Annotated in this window: 13 protein-coding genes; 8 read left to right on the top strand and 5 right to left on the bottom strand. The window is 40.2% G+C overall.

The window, feature by feature from the left end:
- The 5 genes from ACYVFA_RS27555 to ACYVFA_RS27535 form a co-directional block, all read left to right on the top strand.
- On the top strand, positions 1-142 hold a 142-nt coding region (locus tag ACYVFA_RS27555; protein WP_460475225.1), incomplete at its 5' end, for an ABC transporter permease.
- A gap of 181 nt (positions 143-323) precedes the next feature.
- Positions 324-2,954 (top strand): ABC transporter permease, encoded by a 2,631-nt coding sequence (locus ACYVFA_RS27550; RefSeq protein WP_460475085.1) that lies wholly within the window; start codon positions 324-326, stop codon positions 2,952-2,954.
- 121 nt (positions 2,955-3,075) lie between these two features.
- Complete coding sequence (locus ACYVFA_RS27545; RefSeq protein WP_460475084.1) at positions 3,076-5,703, top strand: permease prefix domain 2-containing transporter; 2,628 nt, start codon at positions 3,076-3,078, stop codon at positions 5,701-5,703.
- A gap of 132 nt (positions 5,704-5,835) precedes the next feature.
- A complete protein-coding gene (locus ACYVFA_RS27540; protein WP_460475083.1) occupies positions 5,836-8,478 on the top strand; it encodes an FtsX-like permease family protein in 2,643 nt (880 codons plus the stop codon).
- A gap of 225 nt (positions 8,479-8,703) precedes the next feature.
- Positions 8,704-11,307: an ABC transporter permease gene (locus ACYVFA_RS27535; RefSeq protein ID WP_460475082.1), complete on the top strand. Its 2,604-nt coding sequence runs from the start codon at positions 8,704-8,706 to the stop codon at positions 11,305-11,307.
- A gap of 65 nt (positions 11,308-11,372) precedes the next feature.
- Here the strand turns inward: ACYVFA_RS27535 and ACYVFA_RS27530 are convergent, their stop codons facing one another.
- Positions 11,373-14,996: a T9SS type A sorting domain-containing protein gene (locus tag ACYVFA_RS27530; RefSeq protein WP_460475081.1), complete on the bottom strand. Its 3,624-nt coding sequence runs from the start codon at positions 14,994-14,996 to the stop codon at positions 11,373-11,375.
- Positions 14,997-15,065: 69 nt separating this feature from the next.
- Positions 15,066-16,382: a serine hydrolase domain-containing protein gene (locus ACYVFA_RS27525; RefSeq protein WP_460475080.1), complete on the bottom strand. Its 1,317-nt coding sequence runs from the start codon at positions 16,380-16,382 to the stop codon at positions 15,066-15,068.
- Between the two features lie 170 nt (positions 16,383-16,552).
- Between ACYVFA_RS27525 and ACYVFA_RS27520 the strand changes: the two genes are divergently transcribed.
- Together ACYVFA_RS27520 and ACYVFA_RS27515 are read left to right on the top strand one after the other, a co-directional pair.
- Positions 16,553-17,236: a DUF6624 domain-containing protein gene (locus ACYVFA_RS27520; RefSeq protein WP_460475079.1), complete on the top strand. Its 684-nt coding sequence runs from the start codon at positions 16,553-16,555 to the stop codon at positions 17,234-17,236.
- A 45-nt stretch (positions 17,237-17,281) separates the two neighbouring features.
- Positions 17,282-18,055 (top strand): alpha/beta fold hydrolase, encoded by a 774-nt coding sequence (locus ACYVFA_RS27515; RefSeq protein ID WP_460475078.1) that lies wholly within the window; start codon positions 17,282-17,284, stop codon positions 18,053-18,055.
- A gap of 23 nt (positions 18,056-18,078) precedes the next feature.
- Here ACYVFA_RS27515 and ACYVFA_RS27510 read toward each other — a convergent pair whose 3' ends face one another.
- Positions 18,079-18,939 (bottom strand): alpha/beta hydrolase, encoded by an 861-nt coding sequence (locus ACYVFA_RS27510; RefSeq protein WP_460475077.1) that lies wholly within the window; start codon positions 18,937-18,939, stop codon positions 18,079-18,081.
- Positions 18,940-19,118: 179 nt separating this feature from the next.
- Between ACYVFA_RS27510 and ACYVFA_RS27505 the strand changes: the two genes are divergently transcribed.
- A complete protein-coding gene (locus tag ACYVFA_RS27505) occupies positions 19,119-19,520 on the top strand; it encodes an OsmC family protein (protein WP_460475076.1) in 402 nt (133 codons plus the stop codon).
- Between the two features lie 304 nt (positions 19,521-19,824).
- On the opposite strand, the gene ACYVFA_RS27500 is transcribed toward ACYVFA_RS27505, so the two are convergent.
- Both ACYVFA_RS27500 and ACYVFA_RS27495 read right to left on the bottom strand, forming a co-directional pair.
- Positions 19,825-20,283 (bottom strand): hypothetical protein, encoded by a 459-nt coding sequence (locus tag ACYVFA_RS27500; protein WP_460475075.1) that lies wholly within the window; start codon positions 20,281-20,283, stop codon positions 19,825-19,827.
- A gap of 14 nt (positions 20,284-20,297) precedes the next feature.
- A complete protein-coding gene (locus tag ACYVFA_RS27495; protein ID WP_460475074.1) occupies positions 20,298-20,672 on the bottom strand; it encodes a hypothetical protein in 375 nt (124 codons plus the stop codon).
- Positions 20,673-20,762: the final 90 nt, after the last annotated feature.

Here is a 20,762-nt window from a genome sequence, read left to right as displayed (position 1 = left end):
ATACAGCTATCGAACCGAAATCTCCTGGTGGATTTTTGTGATGGTAGGCGTAGGGGCATTAGTAATATGTCTGTTAACTATCAGCTATCAGGCAATTAAAGCAGCGCTTATGAATCCGGTGAAGACTTTGAAAAGTGAGTAAAGCAGCCCCCAGCCCCTAAAGGGGAGTTGCTTTCGCACGAGTATTATCTTGAACTTTGATTTAGCTGATTTGAAGATTTCGCTGATGAAAAGTTTCGAGTATAAATTTCTAAACCATATTGCTAAATAAAACCAGTGTAATCATTCAATCAGTTAAATCACAGTTCAAGACAAAAAACAATATGCCGCCAAAACCACCTCACTGGGCAGACCAATTATTAACATGGTTTTGTGCGCCTCACTTATTGGAAGAGGTGCAGGGGGATTTGCATGAAAAGTTTGAGAAAAATGTGCGCGTATTTGGAGAGCAAACGGCCAGGCGAGAATATATAATCGGAGTTTTGAGTTTTATCCGGCCTTTTGCATTGAAACGTAATGTTCGGGCATATCAATCGTCTTTATACCTAAAAATTATGATAAGCAATTATTTTAAAATCGCCTTCAGAAACCTGCTCAAATACAAGGGCTATTCCTTTATTAATTTGTTCGGTTTGGCTACGGGTATGGCAGTGGCTATGCTTATTGGCCTTTGGATTTATGATGAATTCACTTTTAATCAGAGCCATGAGAATTATGCCAGAATTGGCCGGGTGATGCAACACCAGACTTTTCGTGGAGAAAGAAGTACCCGTGAAAACAATCCTATACCACTAGGCAATGAGATACGTTCCCTCTTTCCCGATGATTTCAAATATGTGGTCATGGCAACCCAGACAAAGAAGTATATCATTTCATCAAACGGAGAGAATAGCAGACAAAAGGGTAGCTACATGGAGGCCGATGCGCCTGAAATGTTAAGCCTGAAAATGCTGAAAGGTACGCGGGCAGGTTTATCTGAATTGAATACTATTCTACTTTCAGAAACACTAGCTAAAACACTTTTTGGCGATGATGAACCATTGAATAAGGTTATAAAGATAGACAATGAGCTGAATGTAAAAGTAACAGGTGTCTATGCCGACTTTGCGCATAACTCTGAATTTAAAGATATAGCTTTTATTGCGCCATTCAAATTATTGGTAGCGTCTTACGATTATATCAGAGACCATCAGGATGATTGGGGGAATAATTTCCTGCACATCTATGCACAGATTTCTCCTAAAACAGACTTCTCTCAGGCATCTGCCAGAATCAAAGACCTTAAACTCAGGCATGTTGATGCCGAATATGCCGCTCGTAAGCCGGAACTGTTTATTCAACCCATGAGCGGCTGGCACTTGTATTCAGCCTGGGAAAATGGCGTGAATACCACCAGCGAACCGCTGAAACTGGTATGGTTCTATAGTACCATCGGGATTTTTATTTTACTACTCGCCTGCATCAATTTCATTAATTTAAGTACTGCCCGCTCTGAAAAACGAGCGAAAGAAGTTGGTATCCGCAAGGCTGTTGGCTCGCTTCGTGGACAGTTAATCGGTCAGTTTTTTTGTGAGTCTTTTTTAATGGTGGCGCTGGCTTTTGTATTATCGGTTTTATTGGTACAAGCCATTCTGCCATGGTTTAATACAGTGGCAGGCAAAAGCATTTCAATTCTCTGGGGAGAGCCATTTTTCTGGGCAGTGAATGTTGCTTTTATCTCTGTTACTGCGGTATTGGCGGGTATTTATCCGGCCTTATACCTATCGTCTTTCAAACCTATCAAAGCCCTGAAAGGTACGTTTCGTTTAGGTCGTTTGGCGGCTGTTCCCCGTAAGACCCTGGTTGTGGTGCAATTCACGGTTTCGGTTACGCTTATTATCGGTACAATTATAGTTTATCAACAAATTCAATTCGCCAAAAGCCGTCCGGTTGGTTATACGCGTGACGGCTTATTGATGATTCCGAAAACTACTGATGAACTAAGAGGCAAATATGATGTATTAAGAACCGAATTAAAGAATACAGGAGCAGTAGCCGAAATGGCTGAATCAGCAAGTGCCTTGACAGACATAGGTGCCATGAACGGAGGTTTCGAATGGAAAGGCAAAGACCCCGGTCTGCAAGTAGATTTTGGTACTTTGGGCGTAACCTACGAATATGGTAAAACTATTGGCTGGCAGTTTGTATCCGGAAGAGATTTCTCCAGAGATTTTCCAACTGATTCGGCAGGTTTCGTACTCAATGAAGCGGCTGTTAAGCTGATGGGTTTAACCAATCCGGTAGGAGAGAGTATCAAATGGGGTACTGGTTTTATTGATGGAGAAAATTTCAAAATTGTGGGTGTGGTGAAAGACATGGTCATGTTATCGCCTTTTGAGCCGATTAAGCCAACTATCTTCTTTCTGCAAGGCTATAAAAACTATCTGCTTGTCAAAATTAACCCGAGCGTGAGTGCAGCAGATGCCTTGCCTAAAATAGAAACAGTATTCAAAAAAATAGCTCCGAATAGTCCTTTCGATTATCAGTTTGTAGATGAAAGCTATGCCCGGAAATTCGGCGACGAAGAGCGCGTGGCTAATCTGGCGACTTTCTTTGCCATCCTCGCCATTTTCATTTCGTGCTTAGGTTTGTTTGGTCTGGCTTCGTTCGTAGCCGAACAACGTACCAAAGAAATCGGTATCCGCAAAGTATTGGGAGCAAGTGTTGCAAGCCTATGGCAAATGCTCTCAAAAGACTTTGTCGTACTGGTTATTCTCTCCTGTGTGATAGCTACGCCATTAGCTTATTATTTTATGAGTAGCTGGTTGCAGAAATACAGCTATCGAACCGAAATCTCCTGGTGGATTTTTGTGATGGTAGGCGTAGGGGCATTGACTGTATGTTTATTAACGATTAGTTATCAGGCTATTAAAGCGGCGCTGATGAATCCGGTGAAGACGCTAAAAAATGAGTGATTGAGTGAGTTAGTGATTGAGTGATTAGAGTTGAAGTAGAGACTTGGAAATGATAAACTTATTTTTTAATCACTCATTCACTAACTCACTCAATCACTCAATAAACAATAACCCAAAAAATATGAAACCTCCCCGCTGGGCAGATAAATTACTGGAATGGTTCTGTGCGCCTCATTTACTGGAAGAGGTACAGGGGGATTTGTATGAGAAATTTGAGAAGAATATGCGGTTGTTTGGCGGGCCGATAGCCCGACGGGAGTATGTAATCGGGGTACTGAGTTTTATCAGGCCCTTTGCTTTAAAACGTAAAGAAGATTCAGATATATCACCCTTTTTTTTACTACAAATTATGATAAGCAACTATTTTAAAATCGCTATTAGAAACCTTTTGAAAAATCTGAGGTTTACCACCATTAATGTCGTAGGCATGACCTTAGGAATGGCTTGTGCACTGGTTATTTTCCTGATTGTGAGGCATGAAACCAGTTATGACCTTACCCAAAGCAAGATAGACCGCATTTATCGGGTTGAAACAGAGAATATCAAAGAGAATCACATTTATCCCGGTACTTATACAGGAATGACCAGGGCGCTCTATGCCGACTTACCGGAGGCAGAGAGAATTGTGCCTATCTTACAAATGCGGGGTTTTACTTTTTCGACAGGGAGTTCAGACAATCGCTTTAAGGAAAAGTTTGTTTTTGCCGATAATAATCTATTCAAAACCCTGGATTATCAATGGTTATCCGGCGATGCGAATAAAGCCTTAACACAGCCGAATACTATTATCCTGACCCGGAAATATGCCGAAAAATATTTCGGCAAAACGGAGGTGCTGGGCGAAATCATCCGCTTTGATAATAAGCAGGATTTGATGGTTGCAGGTGTGATAGAAGACTACCCGACCACCAGTAGCTTTCCTTTCGATATGCTGGTTTCGTTTTCGACCTTAAAAGGCACAAATCCGAATTTTGAGTTCGATAAATGGAATGGCTGGAATGACAATCATCAGGTGTATGTATTGTTGAAAGAGGGGGTAAAAGCCGAACAACTAAGCGGCCGCTTTAAGCATATCGTAGAAAAATACATGGGTAAAGAAGCCCTGCCTGATAAAAACTTTCTGCTGGGTTCAATCAAGGATATTCATTATACAGGCAATTTGGGTGGCCGCACGGCTAATACCAAATTGCTTAGAACCTTATCATTAATCGGCTTGCTGGTCTTGCTTATTTCTTGTTTCAATTTTATTAACCTGAGTACCGCACAATTATTCAAGCGTGCCAAAGAAGTAGGGGTGCGTAAAGTAATAGGCAGTAGTCGACAGTCATTAATCTATCAGTTTCTGACAGAAGCCGGAATCATTACAGGCTCGGCTATCCTATTAGCGATTTTGACTGCCGGATTAGCCTTGCCGTCGATTGCGGCTATTCTGGATATCCCGATTCGGATGACTGATTTATTTAGCCTGAATAATATGTTGTTTGTGCTTGGCTTATTTCTTATTACTACCATATTGGCGGGTGTCTATCCAGCCTTGAAATTATCGGGTATGCAACCGATGTGGGCTTTGAACAAAAACAAAATGCCACAGGTACGGCAGGTGTTTTCTCTGCGTCAGGCTTTAGTGGTGGTGCAATTTACAGTTTCACTGGTGTTAATCAGTTCGGCTATCCTGATTGATGAGCAGCTGAGTTTCTTTCAGAAAGCCGATTTAGGCTTTAAAAAGGATGCAATTATCACCGTCGGGTTACCCGATAACAGTCCTGCCAAATTAAGCGCGTTCCGAAACCAATTAGTGAGTTCTGCACAAATAAAAGATGTTAGTTTCTCTCTTAATAGTGCCTCTTCTGAAGGCAACTGGATGCAGGGAACGCAGATAAGAGATGGTGAGAAACCTATACAAATTAAAGCACAGATGAAAATGGGAGATTCTCATTTTCTGGATACTTATGGCATTCAGTTATTAGCAGGCAGAACGCTGAAAGACAGCGATACTACTCTGGTAGCATTGGCCAACCAGATATATCTGGATAGAATGGGGATTAAAAATCCGGAAGAGGCTATCGGTAAAAAATTCTACTATGGCGATGGTGAAGGGGCTGATGCGGGAATGATTGTAGGCGTAGTGAAAAACTTCAACGTTAACTCACTACATCAGAAAATTGACCCGACACTTATACAGGTTGTGCCGAGAAACTTTTATCAGGCAGGTATCAAACTAAGTAATGTTCATCTGAGTACAGACGAGATTCAGGAGACAGTAGCTCATATTGAAAAACTCTGGACAGCTACTTTTCCGGGACAGGTATTTGAATATAGTTTTCTTGATGAAGAACTGGCAAAAGCCTATCAGTCAGAAATGCGTACCGCCCGTTTGATTGAAACCGCTACGTTTATGGCGGTCTTGATTGCCTGTCTGGGTTTACTGGGTCTGGCTACTTTTATTGCCGAGCAACGCACCAAAGAAATAGGCGTACGAAAAGTACTGGGCGCTTCGGTAAGCAGTATTCTGGTATTGCTCTCAAAAGATTTTCTGAAACTGGTAGTGGTAGCCATCATTGTTGCGACTCCTATCGCCTGGTGGGCAATGGATAGCTGGTTACAGAATTTTGAATTCAAGATTCAGATAGGCTGGGGCGTATTTGTTCTCACAGGCTTCCTGATGGCCGTATTAGCTATCCTGACAGTGTCCTTCCAAAGCCTGAAAGCGGCATTAATTAATCCGGTGAAGACACTTAAAACAGAATAATTGAGTGAATGAGTGATTTTGTGATTGTGTGATTAATTTTTGATTTATTATGATGCATTGCCATTGTCAATCTCAAATTTTCATTAAAGCAATTTTAATAATCACTCATTCACTCAATCACTCAATAAAAATATGAAACCCCAACCCCCCCGCTGGGCAGATAAATTACTGGAATGGTTCTGTGCGCCTCACTTATTGGAAGAGGTGCAAGGAGATTTGTATGAGCGATTTCAGAAGAATCTACGGGTGTTTGGCGAAAAATCAGCCCGTTGGGATTATATAATAAGCGTTTTGGGATTCCTTAAACCTTTTGCTCTGAGACGAGAAAAAGAATTATCACTCTCTTTATATCACAAAATTATGATAAGCAATTACTTTAAAATCGCCTTACGGAATCTCCTGAAATACAAGGGTTATTCTTTCATTAACATTTTCGGGCTGGCCACTGGTATGGCCGTAGCCATGCTCATCGGGCTATGGATTTTTGATGAATTAAGCTTCAACAAAAATCATCAGAACTATGATAAAATTGCCCAGATAAGAGTCAGAGAAGTGGGTGAGCATGGGGTAGGTATCAGTAGCTCGGTGCAATATCCTTTACTCGCAGAGTTGCAGACCAATCATCAGGCTAATTTCAGGCATATCATGGCTACTTCGTGGGATATTGATAATATCTTATCCGCCGGAGAAAATAAAGTGGCCCGCAAAGGATTGTATATGAGTCCGTCAGCCCCTGAAATGCTGACGCTGAAAATGCAGCATGGCACCTGGGCGGGTTTAAAAGAACTTAATTCGGTGCTGCTTTCGGCTTCTACTGCACAGGCACTTTTTGGCGAGGCCAATCCCCTCAATCAGGTAGTGAAAATCAATAACGAAACCAATGTGAAAGTAACCGGTGTATATGAAGACCTGCCCCTGAACTCGAAATTTAACGACATCAAATTTATCTCTCCTTTTGACCTTTGGGTAGCACAGAATAAATGGATCAGAGAAAGAGCTATGAACGATTGGGATAATCATTTCATGAAAATCTATGTTCAGATCAATGATAAAACCAATTTTGCTCAGGCTACGCATAATATCAAAGAGGCTGTTATGAGTAATCTGGGAGATAGTTTTAAAGAGCAGGCGGCACGCCATCCAAAGGTATTTTTATTGCCGATGAGTGACTGGCACTTACGTAATTATAGTCGTTTAGGAGAAATAGATACTGAACCGATGCGAATGGTATGGCTGATTAGTATCATAGGCGCTTTTGTCTTATTATTAGCCTGCATCAATTTTATGAATCTAAGCACTGCCCGCTCTGAAAAACGCGCCAAAGAAGTAGGCGTGCGCAAGGCCATCGGTTCTATGCGCGCACAGTTGATCTGGCAGTTTTTCAGTGAGTCGTTTTTAGTGGTTGTGTTTGCTTTCCTGTTAGCTATACTATTTGTTGCGCTTAGCATCCACTGGTTCAACCAATTGGCTGCCAAAGACATCTCTATCCCTTTTACCAACCCGTATTTCTGGCTGATTAATCTGGGTTTCATCGTTCTGACCGGACTATTATCCGGCAGTTATCCCGCTTTATATCTTTCTTCGTTCCAACCGGTCAAGGTGCTGAAAGGTACCTTCAGCGTAGGGCGTTTTGCCTCTTTGCCCCGCAAGGTTCTGGTGGTCGTACAGTTTACGGTTTCAGTTACCCTCATTATCGGCACCATCATTGTCTATAAACAGATTCAGTTTGCCAAAAATCGTCCGGTAGGGTATACCCGTGAGGGCGTGATTATGATAGACATGAAATCCGGGGATTTTTATGGGAAGCATGATTTACTGAGAAATGAATTAATCAGTACCGGAGCAGTCACAGAAATGGCTGAATCTATGGGAAAACCTACCGGAATATGGTCGGGCAACGGAGGTTTTGAATGGAAAGGCAAAACCCCCGACAAGGATAAAAGCTTTGGAACACTGGTAGTAACCCCCGAATACGGAAAAACCATTGGCTGGCAGTTTGCACAAGGCCGAGATTTCAGAAGAGAGCTGGCTTCAGATTCATCAGGCATGGTTATCAACGAAGCCGCAGTTAAATATATGGGCTTGACAAACCCGGTGGGAGAAGACGTAAGCTGGCAGTTTCGGGAGCAGGAGACGAGACATTATAAAATATTGGGTGTGATTAAAGATATGGTCATGGAATCGCCTTATGAACCTACAAGTCCGGTTATTTTTATGATCAAAGGTCATGGTGGCCCTAATGTAATAGATATTAAGATTAACCCTGCCGTTAGTGCCGGAGATGCCTTGCTAAAAATAGAATCAGTCTTCAAAAAACTGGTTCCTAGTGCGCCATTTGAATACAAATTTGTGGATGAAGAATACGCCAGCAAATTTGCCGCCGAAGAGCGCATCGGTGATCTGGCCAATGTATGTGCCATACTCGCCATCCTGATTTCGTGCTTAGGTTTATTCGGACTGGCCTCGTTCGTAGCCGAGCAACGCATCAAAGAAATCGGTATCCGCAAAATATTGGGTGCTTCCATAAGCAATCTCTGGGCATTATTATCCAAAGATTTTGTGCTGCTGGTAGTTATTTCCCTATTCATTGCCTCGCCATTAGCGTATTATTTCATGGAGAAATGGATACAGAAATACACCTATCATACTGAAATATCGTGGTGGGTTTTCGCCGCAGCAGGTATTGGAGCAATGGCAATTACGATACTAACGGTGAGCTTTCAGGCTATTAAAGCGGCGCTGATGAATCCGGTGAAGACGTTGAAGACGGAGTAGCCCCGCGCGCGGCGTCCGCCCCCAGCCCCTAAAGGGGTGCTTCAGATTCGCGGAGTTGCTTACGCATGAATAATGGTCTTGAACTTTGATTTCGCTGATAGTTAATCGTAAATCACATTCTCTGTTTATAGTCAATAAACTGTAAAATCATTTAACAGAAAATCAGTGAAAACATCAAATCAGTTAAATCAAAGTTCAAGACGAAAAAAACACAAGAAAATCAACATGAAACCAACACCCCCCCGCTGGGCAGATAAACTTCTGGAATGGTTCTGTGCGCCTCACTTATTGGAAGAGGTGCAAGGAGATTTATATGAGCGATTTCAGAAGAATCTACGGGTGTTTGGACTCAAAACAGCCCGAAAAGAATATGTGTTGGGCGTATTGAGTTTTATTAAACCTTTTGCCTTGAAACGGAATACGAATAGTTCACCCCCTTTATATATACAAATTATGATCAGCAATTATTTTAAAGTCGCATTCAGGAATCTACTCAAATACAAAGGGTATTCCTTTATTAATATTTTTGGTCTGGCCGCTGGTATGGCTGTGACCATGCTCATAGGTTTATGGGTCTATGATGAAGTTTCGTATGATAAGTATTTCAAGAATTATGACCGGATAGGACATATCTATCAGTTTGTTAAGTTCGATGCAGAGAAATCTACTTATGATGTGATGCCAATTCCTTTGGCAGAAGAGCTGAAAAGAAAGTATCCTGATTTTGAAGCAGTCAGTCTTTCGACCTATGACTACCCGATATTATTGGCGTCAGGAGAAAAAAAACTGATGAAAAGAGGTAATTATGTAGAGCCTTCGTTTCTGGATATATTCTCAGTGAAAATGGTTTCGGGGAATAAAGATGGACTGAAAGATGTGAATTCTATTTTGATTTCAGAGTCTTTAGCAGAAGACCTTTTTGGCATGGGAAATCCTTTGGATAAAGTCATTAAAATAGACAATAAAGCGAGTGTAAAGGTAGCGGGTGTATACGAGAATTTTCCACATAATACCTTTTTCAAAAATGTCCTTTTCTTAGCTCCCTGGAGCTTATATGAATCTATTAGTGATAATGTGAAAAAAGATAAAGACCAATGGGATTCAAATTCTTATCAGATTTATGTGCAGTTGAAACAGGGGATGGATTTTGACAAGGTCTCGGCAAAAATCAAAGATATCAGAGTGAATAGGGCAGACCCTCCGGGCTATAGACCTGAGTTTTTTGTACACCGCATGAGCAAATGGCATTTGTATTCTGATTTTAAAGATGGCGTAAATACCGGAGGGCTCATAGAGTTTGTATGGCTGTTTGGTATCATCGGTGCATTTGTTCTCTTATTGGCTTGCATTAATTTTATGAATCTGAGTACAGCCCGTTCTGAAAGACGAGCCAAAGAAGTGGGTATCCGTAAGGCTGTCGGTTCGGTTCGTATGCAACTGGTTATGCAGTTTTTCAGTGAGTCTTTTCTGGTGGTCTTGTTTGCTTTTATCTTATCAATTCTGATTGTGCAATTAGTATTGCCTTTATTTAATCAGGTGGCTGATAAGCAGGTAGGTATTCTTTGGCTAAATCCTTTCTTCTGGTTGTCGGGTTTAGGCTTTAGTTTACTGACGGGCTTAATTGCAGGCAGCTATCCGGCCTTTTATCTATCATCGTTTCAGGCAGTGAAAGTATTAAAAGGTACTTTCCGCATGGGGCGTTTTGCGGCAGTTCCCCGTAAGATATTGGTGGTGCTTCAATTCACAGTTTCGGTTACTTTGATTATTGGTACGGTTATCGTGTTCCGTCAAATTCAGTATACCAAAAATCGCACTTTGGGTTATAATATTAATAAACTCATAGAGGTAAATATGAATACGCCTGAACTCCGCAAAAACTTCAAGGTTTTAAAAACTGATCTGATGAATAGCGGAGCAGTTTACGAAGTGGGTGTTTCTTCGGGCTCTATTACAGGGCAGTCAGGCGGTACTACCAATATATTCTGGAAGGGTAAAAGCCCTGAAGGCAAACCGCTATTAATGTCGAATATGGTATCGTATGAATACGGAAAAACCATCGGCTGGAATGTGGTGCAGGGGCGGGATTTTTCGAGGGCTTTTGGAACGGATTCGTCGGCCATGATTATTAATGAAACAGCGCTGAAATTGATGGGCTTTAAAAATCCGCTTAATGAGCTAGTTACTTCATTAGGTAAAGAGTATAGGGTAATAGGCGTAATTAAAGATATGGTAAAAGAAAGTCCTTTCAGGCCGGTAAATCCTTCTTTCTTTGTTGTAAATTCTCAAGGTATTAATACCATTAGTGTAAAACTGGCACCTGAAATGGGTACCTCAGAAGCTTTGAGTAAAATAGAGACTATTTTCCGCAGACATAATCCTGATAGTCCTTTTGAATATAGCTTTGTAGATGAACTCTATGGTAAAAAATTCGGAGACATAGAGCGAATCGGCAAGCTGGCTTTATCCTTTACTGTTCTGGCTGTATTAATCAGTTGTCTGGGTTTATTCGGCTTAGCGTCATTTGTAGCCGAGCAACGTACTAAAGAAATCGGTGTCAGAAAAGTATTAGGCGCCTCAGTAGCACATCTATGGGCTTTATTATCAAAAGACTTTGTAGTGCTGGTAATCATCTCCTTATTTATTGCCTCGCCAATAGCCTATTATTTCATGAGTCAATGGGCGTTAAGGTATGAATACAGGGCTGGTCTATCCTGGTGGATTTTCGCAGCTGCCGGAGCAGGGGCTTTATTGATTACTTTATTAACCGTCAGTTTCCAGGCTATTAAAGCGGCTTTGTTGAATCCTGTGAAAAGTCTAAAGTCGGAGTAGTGGGATGGGGCAGGGGGGAAAGGGCATAGGGTATAAGCCCCCTGCTCCCTGCCTTTTCCCCTCTGCTACTCAATCAAAATTTTCTTAGTCTCAGCATTAATTTTTAGAATATATACGCCCCGGCCGATGCTGGAAATGTCCAGTTCAAGGGTTGATTGATTGGTTTGTTCTTTTAGAATGGTTCGGCCTCTAGTATCAGTCAGGGTGATTTGTAAAGGCTGTGATTGATGGTTTTGTTCAATCAACAATCGGTTACTGCTTGGGTTAGGATAAATTTTAGTAGAAATATTACCTTCTTCCAGAGAAGTAATACTGATTTTAAAAGCATCAGAGATAGTAGAGCAATTGTTTGCCGTAACTTTTACTGTATAATCACCACTACTACTATACGTCAGACTCTTTTGGGTAGCACCTGTTATAATCGTATTATTCAGATACCACTGGATAGCAGGGCTTTCTGTATTGGCTATTAATTGCAAATCAGCTAATGTAATGGTTGGTTTGGGTGGTAGCGGAACAAAACTGATGCCGACTATATTAGAAGGCAAACTGGTTTTCTTGCCTTTTTCAACCACTACCTGATAGCTCCCTGTTTTAGTGACCGAAAGCTTATTGGTAGTCGTTCGGATGGTTTCCATACCATTGATTTTCCATAGATAATTGTCAAAATCTTTAGGGGCTGTCAGCAGGACTTCCTGACCTTCGCAAGCCTGACTATTCGGAATAGCAATGATAGGAGCAGAAAAGGTAGGCTTTAATGAAAATAACTGATTGCCCTGCTCTCTGAAATTGACCAGACAAACCGGAATATCATTGACAACAGCGAAATAGGAAAAAGACATAGCCGATTGATCAAAGCTGGCTATCTTTTTTATATCATTGGCCGTACTATCAGCCTCCCAGAATTCGGTATCACCAGTAGGAGCAGTACTTTGTAAATAAACTTTGTTCTCATGCTTCAAAACAATATTGGCCTGATAGGGTATACCCAGGTTAAATAATTTCAGTTTTCCGGGTGTGCCGTCTGTGACAATAAATATGGTTTCAACGCTGGAGGCAGAATGGGTTTTAATCAGGGTATTTCGTCCGACTTGCCATTCTTTTGAAAAACCGTAAATACCTGCCATTAAAAGTTTGTGCCCTTGCGTTGGCGACCAGAAGAATAATTGATTGTTATTCTCATAAAAATATCCCTTGCTGCCAGCTATCACACTGTTGAGATTGGTCATATTGAAAGTGGTTGCCTCTTCAAAATCAGTACCATTATAACGATAGATAATACCCTGAGAGTCATTGATACCCTTGAAAAAATAGTAACTTTTTCCATCAAGATAAACAGAAAGCAATGAATCAGAAGCGAAGCTATGCGTGGGTTTTATGCTTGTTTTTTCCAGTACATTCCCTTTCAGCAATTTAAAGTCGGCGACATCGGGCGAAGCACCTGCTTTCATCAATGTACCGCCTTCTATCTTTCTGGATTGTCCTATATATGAAAGCTGCAAGCCATTGATAACCGGCCTGGCTTCGTTAGTTATGCCATTATAGACATATATCGAAGTACCATTAAAGAACAGATAGGAATCGGCGAGTTTGGTAATGCCCGTAAAGCGGGGATAATCTTCAAGAATTTTTACCTGAGTCGTATTATCCAGAGTATATAAATCGCTGGTTCCTTCTCTGACTTTCTGAAATAAAATCCGGTTGTTTAGCTCACCTATCCATTTAAAATCAGCAGAATCTACCCGTGTTCCCGTAGTTATATCAATCACAAAGGCAGTACCATAGTATGGGAAAACATCAACACTAGACGCAACAAGGTATTTGTCGGCCACTATTCTTGAAGAATTAAAACTATGTATCGCCTGATTTTTCACAGCAATAGCCACCTTTTTTACTGCATCCTGTGTGCCATCGTTCGTGTATCGCACAATGGTGATGGTATCTATTGGGGCAATTGTGCTGGTTGCTGCAAAGGCATGGTAATAATAACCCCCAGTTTTATGCACAATAGAAATAGCTAGGGCCTGATTGCTCTCAAAAAGGGTAAACGTTTTGTCGATACCGTTGGTCACTGCATAGAGATAGCTGTAATCTGTATTGGAAAACTGACGGCCACGTGACTCATAGACCAACTCATTGCCGTAGCGTTTGGGTATAAGGGTATATAAATTATCTGATTCAAACTGAGACGAGACCGTTGAGAGAAGTTTTAAACCGTTTTTGGTGCCATCACTGGCATACAGATTTAAGCCCTGCTCAGCAAGCGTAAAGAATAAAACTCTATTATTAAGTGTATCAGTTTTGGTGATACCATCACCCACATCATTGATATTCTTCAAAAGTGTCAAAGCTCCCGTTTCACTATTGAATACATACGGCTCTTCGTCATAAATATAATCATATCGGGCCATCCAGAGATTGGGCGCAATAGCTCCTTTTAACTGAGGCGGATAAGGTTTACTGAATGGGGTAAGCTGCTTGGTTTTTCCATCGTATATTCTGCCTTTGAGCTGGGTATCTCTTATGCCCAGAAAGCGGTTATGCTCAATATCAGGATATAAAGCGTTTACATCGGTTAAGATTTTTTCTTCCTGCAATAAATAATCTTCCAGCCGAATCGAAACGTGTCTGAATGTTTTGGTGATAGTTGAATTATACACAATATTTACCTGATTCTCGGCTTGCCATAAAGCGGCATCGTAAAAATAGTAGGAGCCATTATTTTGATAATTAATCAGCTCGACACTCTTCCTGAGCTGAAACCCGAGCGAGGGTTCAAGTGCGTAAAAATCTGCGGTTAGCCGAACGGTTGGGTCAGTATCTGACGAATGGACGATGAGTACACAGGCATATAGCTGATTCTGATAGACAAAATACGTTGCTTTAAAGAAACTGGATGGTGGCCCTTCTTGTAAATTAATCGAAGTAAAACTTTCTTTCCCATTTTCAATGATTCGCACACGTCCCCACTCCGGAAAAGTCTGTACAACATTCGTTGAAATGCAGGTCTGATAGAAGGTGTCACCTATACCAAAGTTTCCCTTGTTTAGAAAACCCTTTCCCGACTCATAAATGCCCTCGTCGAGTATAATCTTATTCTGAAACAGAATGGGAGCCTCGCCTCTGGGTTCGCGATACTCAGTATGCAAGAGGTTGAAATCATTATCATACTTTTTGATGAGCATCTTACTATCATAATGAATGACAACGAAAAAAAACTCGGCTGAGCTTAACAAATAAATCGCGCGGCTTAAATTATTAGGGGTATCGTAGGCTTGCTGTAAATCGCTATCACTAATCATACTGTCCAGAACCTTTGTTGTTCCGGCGGGTGTGCCGTCAGTCCGCCATAATTCAGGCTTAATTGAAGGGATTAATAGCGCAGCCGAAAAATAAAGATAGCCATCTTTTATGGTTGTCGATACGTTCTGGCCATAGAATGGTTCTTGTATAAGCGGCACAAGGTCTTTGAGCAGATAAGTGCCGGCGGGTGTTCCGTCAGTGGCCCATATTTCCCGACCGACAGTCTGATTATATGCTATAAAAATACCTTTACCATTAATCGTACCCAGATAGCTTGGATAAGAACTTGACCCATCAAGACTTTTAATCTGTGTCAGTTGCTCTTGGGCAACTAAAGCATAACAGGCAAGTAAACTGCATAAAAGGATAGATAGAACTTTTTTCATCTGGCAATACGTCGTTTTAATTGTTGACGTAAAAGAGCCAAAAAGGGTTTAAATCCGAGAAAGCCACTCTTACTTTTTCTTCAGATAGTACACGTTATCTGTTTCTTTTATCAATAATTCACTCTTTTCGGGGATAAACTCAAAGAAATAGCCTGCTTGTGCGTGCATAAAATAATTTTTTCCAATAGGCTCAACCTCAAAAACTTTTCCCTGTGTTTCTAATAATAATTTGGCATTGTCTTTCTTGATATTCACTACTATGGGCATATTGTCAGAACTGTATTTACCCAGGTATTTATCTAAATCCTGACTGGTAACTATGAGGGATTTAGAAAAAGGAATAGTATAGGGTAGATTAAAACAGATTTTCTGTATACCTTCTAAAATGTCGACCCTCGGATACAGAATGCCATTGGTGCAGTAGGCCAGTGCCATTTTCTGTTCTGGATAATACCGGACGGCTGAATAAAACTCTTCTATTCTCCCATTATGTCCATACGCCATTTTTCCATGAAACTCAAAAGGAAATATACCCATACCATACCCATCTTTCATTGTTGTCATTTGATTCAGGCTTGCTTTATTGATGAGCTTCTGATTGAAAAGGGCTTCTGTAAACTTTACTAAATCGGTTGGGGTAGAAATAATGGAACCTGCGCCACTGTGGATGCTAAAATCAGTTTGTTTCTCTTTATGCCAGGTACCTTCGCCATATTTATAAGAAATACTTTCATGCTTTTGTGTATCTGTTGCACCGCCATAATAGGTGTCTTTCAAGCCAATTTTTGAGGTGATTCTCTGAGTCAAAGCTTGTGCATAAGGAATCTGGCCTATTTTCTCGATGAGATAACTTAAGAGCAAGTAATTGGTATTGGAATAAGAAGCTTGTGCATCAGGCTCAAAATCCGGTTTCAATCCTTTAATAATACTCAGCATCTGCTCATGGGTTTGGGGCTTGTCCATCCATGATTTAAAGTCTGTGCCTTCGCTATAATTATGCAGACCACTTCTATGATATAGCAAATGGCTAATGGTAATTTTATCTGCATTAGGCAGCTCAGGAAAATACTGACTTAACTTCTGGTCGAGTTTTAGTTTGCCTTCTTCCACCAACTGAAAAATCATCACAGAGGTAAACATTTTTGATACTGAGCCTACTCTATATCGGGTAGTAATTTTGGCAGGAATCTTTTGATCAACATCAGCATAACCGATGGCTTTCTGGTATTGCACTTTGCCATTCACACTGATAGTCAGGCTGCCCATAGCCACCTCGCGTTGGGACAATGTATGAAATAAACTATCTAATTTAGCTTTATTAATGCTTTGACTGAAAGTAGTGAGTGCGGATAAAAAACAGAATAGTAATGTGGCGAAAAGTCTCATGTATTGGGGTTGATTAGTGGTGTCAAACTTATGGGTTTCAGGCACTCAAAACTAATAAATTTGATTAAAGTAATGAAAGGCTTATATAAAAGGTGCTTTTTGCCTATGAGATAAAAACTAATTTCGTGATTATTGAAAAGCTATCTTTATCTTTATAAAAATTATGAACTATGAGATTTTTTCTATTACTATTAGCCGGAGTGTTTTCTGCCTCCTTGTCATTTGCACAGCTTAACCTTTCTCTAAAAAGAGAGCTGGACAGTATATATGTCTTAGACCAGAAATACAGAGAATTACTAAACGTGGTCAGCAAAGAAGAATCCAAGGCCGACTCACTGGTAAAGGTTTATCAGGTGAAAAGAGAGGATTTGACAAGCCATTTATGGCGTTTGCAAACTCAGGCAGATACTTCTAATATGATACGGGTAAAAAAGATAGTTGCCCAATACGGCTATCCCGGTAAGAGCATGGTTGGTACTCCTACCAACGAAGCCGTTTTTTATGTGATTCAGCATTCTAAAGAAATAGATGTCTATCTGCCTATTGTGCAGAAAGCCGCAGAAGAGAAGGAACTTGCATTTCCGCTATATGCCATGATGCTCGACCGCTCGTTGATGTATCAGGGTAAAGCACAAATTTATGGTACGCAAGGGCATGGGTTTGAAGCCACTAACCCTGAAACAAAAAAGAAAGGCTTTAAGATGGTAATATGGCCGATTAAAGACCCTGAATCTGTCAACGAACGAAGAAAGGCTGCCGGATTTACACAAACAGTTGAAGAAAACGCCAGAAGATTAGGCATTGAATACAAGTTTTATACGATAGAAGACATTCAACAAAGAAGGGTGTATTAAATCTTAAGTATATTTTCATATTAAACACGTGCTTAAATTATTCTGATGAAATCCATTCATAGTTTACAAATCCTTGGCTTATTCCTTCTGTTTACCTGTTTGTTTAAAAGCCAAACAACTTTTGCCCAATCATTATATCCGGTAAAACTGGACTCTGTTCGGTGGTTTGATGAAACTAGAAAACGTATTATTCCCGTCGCTTTTTTTACACCTGAAACAGGTAAGAAAATAAAGAATCAATCATTAATCATCTTTAGCCATGGCTATGGAGCCAATGAGGGAAGGGCTAATCTGGATTATTCATACCTGACTAATTATCTGGCATCAGCGGGTTATTTTGTAGCCAGTATCCAACATGAACTACCAACCGATAGTCTATTGCCCACGACAGGCAAGCCGCAGATTGTGCGTCGGTCTAATTGGGAGAGGGGAGCAGAAAATATGCTGTTTGTGCTGAATCAACTGAAAAAGACAAACCCCACACTAGACTATAAACACCTGGTTATAATGGGTCATTCAAACGGAGGGGATATGTCGGCGCTATTTGCACATAAACACCCTGAGCTGGTTAATAAAGTGATTACTTTGGATAATCGCAGAATGGCGCTGCCCCGTACAAAAAAGCCCCGGATGTATTCTTTACGCTCAAGCGACCAACCTGCAGACGAGGGAGTTTTGCCCACACAAGAAGAGCAGAAGGAATTGGGTATGACTGTTATCAAACTCCCTGATACCATACATAATCATATGGACAATGATGCCAATGAGCGCCAGCGAAAGGAGATTATTGATTATATAATGGCGTTTTTAAAGAAATAGGTTGGCAAATAATTGTTTAAAATCTAATCATTCTTATTTACTGGATTCAGCAACCGCAAAGCGTTAAAAACAGCCTGATGGGTGATAGTCCCGTGGTCTTCTTCAGGCAGATAGTCAAAGTAGATTTTCAGGTTTTTGCTTTTGGTTTTTTTTAGCTTTTCAGTCAGTAAATTAGCGTCTACTTCCATTACTCTCGGGATTTCAGTAGGAGTAAGACCTTCTTTGCCAACACCAATATAAACTTTGGTTTGCTGGCTAAAGCTTTCCTGTAAAACAGGTGAATCAAGGCTGAGCAAAGAACCGTTATCCCACCAGATACTTGGACTGATAATGATATATTGATTGAATAAAGTTGGCTTTTTTAACAAAATTTCAGTAGCCAATAAACCGCCTAAAGATTGTCCGATAATGGTTTTTGAACGATTGACTTTATATTTCTTTTCGATGTAAGGTTGGAGTTCTTTCTCCAGAAAGGCGATGAATTTATCAGAGTTTCCAGTAGTTTTATATTTTTCTTTATCCTTCTGAATGGTAGTCGGGTAAGTGAAATCTCTTCTTCTGTCTACATTGGCAATGCCTACTACAATTGACTTTGGCACACGCTCAATCCAGGGAAACGTATTGAACTGATATAAGCCTGCTACATGAATAAAGTCCTCATCCTGCGAGCCATCCAATAAGTACACAACGGCATAATGCGTGGTATCTTCCTGCTTATAACCTTCGGGCAGATAAATATTCAATATTCTTTTTTCGGCTAGTTGTCTTGACTGAATCTCATCGATATTGCCAATAACAAAAGGTTTACTTTGCGTGGTGACATTGCTTTGACACAAAGCAATAATCGGTAGAAAGAACAAGAAGTGAATTTTCAGAAATCTCATGTAAGGAATGCTTTTATGAGCCAATTTAAGCAGGATTGGTCGATTGAAGCAAATTTATGTTTGTATCGCTATCGTATAGTTGAATATTTAAGCAATAGACTCATACGCACTTTTGTAAAATATTAAATATATGTTAGCTTTACTTCTAATCTATTTTCATATAAAGCCTCAAAAACTCTATGGTGATTTCAGCAAGTATCAAAAACACTGTACAAGAAAATATCGTTAACGTCATTACTAACGGTAAGAAACAAAGTATCAGCATTCCTAATAAAGTATCAGGCCGTGGCTCGGCTGTAAATGGGGGTGAATTACTTTTTCTGGCCTTAGCCACCTGTTTTTGTAATGATATTTATAGAGAAGCCGCTCGCCGACAAATGGAGATTGAAAATGTAGAAGTAAATGTATCGGGCGAATTTGGTCAGGAGGGTGAACCTGCTTCTAACATTACTTATGAAGTCAGCATTCAGGCAGATAAACATTCTCCGGTAGAAATAGCTGAATTAATCAATCAGGTAGATACTGTAGCCGAAATACATAATACTTTAAGGCAAGGCGTTAGTGTAAAACTCAAAGCATAGAGAACCCCGAAAGATGGTACACTTTCGAGATTTCCAGAGAATGCTAATCTGCTATATTAATTACTCCTTTTTCTTTTCCTGAGAGGATACTTTAAGGCTCCTATTTGATGCATAAAAGAATCTGGCCCCTCTGTGCGTAAAGAAGATTTGCGCTCAATAAACTGAACAGTAAAAGTTAAAATGTTTTCATCTTAAATGTGTGTGAAAACTACACAGAAGAGAGATGCAGGAAAATACCTGTCGAAAAATTTATTGAACGTTTTTTGATTAGAGGAAATAAAACATAAATACCCGAAAGATGGGCTTATAATTTAGACAAAATAATATAAATAGTCTGATTGATTACTTTGACCTGAGGGATGGTATTGGGTGTTTCGTCAGGCATATCAAGAGGGGTGCCTGTAATAGTAAAACCGCTTTCGGCCAGGGTATAAAAAATCTGTTCTCCAAACAGGAATGTCTCTACATCTCTTGCTCCTTTGGTAAAACCCATGGCAATTGTATAAGGTTTCTTTAGCTTGTTTCGGGTAATGGCTGCTTTTATTTCGCGGGTTAATCGGGCTTTCAGTGCCTCATCTACTACCCGCTTTTCATTTTCTATTTTTAGTGTGAAAGTAGTGTCAGAAGTGTGCTTGATTGTGATGGATTGGGATGTAGTGTTTTGGGGTTTTGATTTTTGTTGCTGACAGATACCCATATACGCTGTGCAAACAAACAGGGTAAAGAATATTGGGGCTATTAGTCTTATAGGGGTTGTGTTCATGATTCAAATAAGGGCTATTTATAAGAACAATATAAACCCATACTATACAGATGACCTATATTGTCTTCATTTATCCAGGGGTTTTCTTTATGCAAAAAAACGGTTAACTCATTCTTTAACTCAGCTTTATCTAAGCCTTTTCGTTCCTGATTGATTTCGTCTATTCTTCTTAGAATAAATTTAATACTGGCAGAATAAATGGCTTTGCAAATCGAATCATATCTATCCAGCGTTTCCTTATTGAGCCTAGTATATTCTTTAGATAATTCTTTGGAAATACTACCTGGTATTATTCTAAGCGCCTCATTCAATAGATATTCTTCAGAAATCTTCAGTTTTTCTGGACTTTCTTCTGCCTTGTTTTTAAATAAGAAATCTAAAAATGACATAATCTAAGTACACAGCTTAAATGTTTTAGCATGCTAAGGCAAAAATAATGAAAATAGAATCGGATTATCAAAACTTAGCTAAAATATGGG

Source organism: Emticicia fontis (assembly GCF_054779675.1).
Note: the sequence above shows the minus strand (reverse complement) of the source record. Positions and strands in the feature narration are given on the sequence as shown.